The 1,462-nt window shown below is 61.7% G+C and carries 2 protein-coding genes; both read left to right on the top strand.

Annotated elements, in window-relative coordinates; translation table 11 throughout:
- Positions 1–89: 89 nt before the first annotated feature.
- Positions 90–656, top strand: coding sequence for a Uma2 family endonuclease (locus tag BQ17_RS15305; RefSeq protein WP_089728507.1), 567 nt, complete (start codon positions 90–92; stop codon positions 654–656).
- A 26-nt stretch (positions 657–682) separates the two neighbouring features.
- The gene (gene pdxH / locus BQ17_RS15310; RefSeq protein WP_089728509.1) at positions 683–1,327 is read left to right on the top strand and encodes a pyridoxamine 5'-phosphate oxidase; all 645 of its coding nucleotides are present in this window, start codon (positions 683–685) and stop codon (positions 1,325–1,327) included.
- Positions 1,328–1,462 lie beyond the last annotated feature (135 nt).

Below are 1,462 nucleotides of genomic sequence, written 5' to 3' on the forward strand. Positions count from 1 at the left end.
AGGTTGCCGCCGCACTCCAAAACGTCCGGTGGTACCCTTCCATGATCGTTGGCAGTCCGGAATCCATAAAGAGCCAAAGAAACAACCCAATGACCAATACCGCGGAACAAGCCAGGATCGGCATTGACGATTATCTGGCAGGTGAGGAGACCGCGCCGATCAAGCACGAGTATGTCGCCGGCGAGGTCTTTGCAATGGCCGGCGCCGGTGAGGCCCATGTCACCGTCGCCGGCAATCTGTTCGCCTTGTTGCGCAATCACGTCCGCGGCGGTCCCTGCCGGGTCTATATCGCGGATATGAAGGTGCGCGTCGAGCAGGCGGACGCCTTCTACTATCCGGATGTATTCGTCACCTGTGATCCCGCCGACAGCCGGGAGAAGCGATTCAAGCGCAATCCGACACTGGTGATCGAGGTCTTATCCGACTCCACCGCCGCCTTCGACCGCGGGGCCAAATTCGCCCACTACCGGCAGCTCGATTCGCTGCTGGAATATGTGCTCATCGAACCGGAACGGCCGCTCGTCGATATCTTCCGTCGCAACGCCGAGGGGGGCTGGGTCCTGCACCCGGTCGCCGAGGACGGGGAACTCGTGTTCGCCGCCGTCGACTTCCGTTGCCCACTGGCCGCGGTTTACGAAGATGTGGCACTCGGCTGAAGAACGCCTTCCCCTAGCCTATCCAAATGACGACCACCCCGGAGGCCTTCCGCGCCCAGGCCATGGCGCGCGGACTGTCCAGGAAAGCCCTGGAGCCCGATCCTATCCGTCAGTTCCAGCACTGGTACGAGGAGGCAATCGCTACCGGCATCCCGGAGCCTAACGCCATGAGCCTGGCAACGGTAGCCGCGGACGGTCAGCCCTGGGTGCGTACCGTACTGCTCAAGCTCTATGACGAGACCGGCTTCGTGTTCTTCACCAATTACGGGAGCCGCAAGTCCGGACAAATAGCGGCGCACCCCAAGGTCGCCTTGCTCTTCCCCTGGGTCGCCCTGGCCAGGCAGATCCAGATCACGGGCAGGGCCGACCGGATTCCGACCGCCGAGTCCCTCAAATACTTCGCCACCCGCCCCCGGGGTAGCCAGATCGGCGCCTGGGCCTCACCCCAGAGCCGAGTCATCAGCTCCCGCTCCTTGCTGGATGCCAAGGTGGAGGAGATGCGGCGCAAGTTTTCCCAGAGTGAGATCCCTTTACCCGGTTTCTGGGGTGGTTTTCGAGTGGAGCCCGAGACCATCGAGTTTTGGCAAGGCCGGGAGAGCCGGCTACACGACCGCTTTCTTTACCGCCGCACCCCTCAGGCCGGTTGGCGCATCGAACGACTCGCGCCTTGAATGCTTGGCTCTCTTTCAGATCCTTTGGCTCGGGTCCTTTGGTCACAACGGCGAGGTCCTAGTGTAGTGCGCTATAAATAGTGGAACTAACAGAGCTGCCACCTGTCCATTGTAGAGAGCCGATGCAGACAGGAG

It is taken from the genome of Candidatus Thiosymbion oneisti, from assembly GCF_900092655.1.
GTDB lineage: Bacteria > Pseudomonadota > Gammaproteobacteria > Chromatiales > Chromatiaceae > Thiosymbion > Thiosymbion oneisti.